Consider the following 1,299-nt stretch of genomic DNA (forward strand, 5'->3'; position numbering starts at 1 on the left):
GCGCACACGCGGCGGAGCCGCACATGGACACGGCCCCGCGCCCCTTTTCGGGGCGACACCCGGGTGGGTTTGAAGGGGATGTCAGTGGTGCAGTGCACTATCGGGGTCGGAGGTGGTGCACATGCGAGAAGGCGGGGCGGACTGCGATGTGCTGGTGATCGGTGCGGGCGTGGTCGGACTGGCCACGGCGTACGCGATCACGCGCAGCGCGCCCGGCGTGCGCGTCACCGTGCTCGACAAGGAGGACCGGCCCATCCGACGGGCCGCACGAGTCGGCGGGGTCGTCGACAGCGGGATCCACCACCGGCCCGGCTCCCTCATGGCGCGGTGCGCGGTGCGCGGCGCCGCCGAGACGGCCGCGTTCTGCGCGGAGCAGGGCATCGCCCACGAGGTGACCGGCGAGCTGATCGTCGCGACCCGGCGCGCCGAGCTGCCGCGGCTGCACGCCCTGGTCCAGCGCGGCCGGGCGAACGGCGTCCCGGTGCGCGAGCTGGGCGCCGTACAGATCGCCGAGCACGAGCCGGAGGTGCGCGGCCTCGCCGCGATACACGTGGCGACGACCGCGGTGTGCGACCTCGCGGCGCTCACCGGCCGGCTGGCCGAGGCGTCGGGCGCGGAGCTGCGCCACGGCGCGCGCGTGGTGCGCGTCGACCGCCGTCCCGGGCAGGGCGTCACCGTGCGGACCGCCGCCGGTGCCGAGGTGCGGGCGGCCGTACTGGTGAACTGCGCCGGCACGCGCGGCGATCATGTCGCGCGGCTGACCGGCGACGAGCCCGGCGTGCGGATCGTGCCCTACCGCGGGGAGTACCGGACGGCGGAGCGGGGCGGCCGGGTGCGGGGCGTGGTGTCGGCGGTACCGGATCCCGAGGTGCCCTTCCCGGGCGTCCAGCTGGCCCGGGGCGTCGACGGAGGCGTGTGGGCCGCCGCGTACACGGCGGCCGTCGGGGAGCCGCGCCGGGCGCCGTCCCCGCGGGCGTTCGCCGACGCGGTGCGCGGGCTGCTGCCGTCGCTCGACGAGGACGACCTGGCACCGGCCGGATGGGGCGCGCGGACCCGGGCGGTCCTGCGCGACGGGACCCCGGCCGACGACCTGCTGATCCGCCAGGGCGCCCGCGCGGTGCACGTCCTGAACACGCCGTCGCCCGCGACCGGCGCGGCGCTCCCGATCGGCCGCGAGGCAGCCCGCCACGCCCTGGCCCTCCTCGACCCGATCCGCCCCACCAACCCAGCCACCACCTGACCACCCCACACCGAGCGCCCAAGGCGCGCGGGGCAGTGTCCATGTGCGGCTCCGCCGCG

General features: G+C 77.5%; 1 protein-coding gene. It reads left to right on the top strand.

Translation table 11 applies throughout. The features are described from left to right. The first annotated feature begins 121 nt into the window (after positions 1–121). Positions 122–1,240, top strand: coding sequence for an FAD-dependent oxidoreductase (locus WN71_RS32125; protein ID WP_071369901.1), 1,119 nt, complete (start codon positions 122–124; stop codon positions 1,238–1,240). Positions 1,241–1,299 lie beyond the last annotated feature (59 nt).

Origin of the sequence: Streptomyces mangrovisoli, assembly GCF_000974985.2 — a bacterium.
Lineage (GTDB): Bacteria > Actinomycetota > Actinomycetes > Streptomycetales > Streptomycetaceae > Streptomyces > Streptomyces mangrovisoli.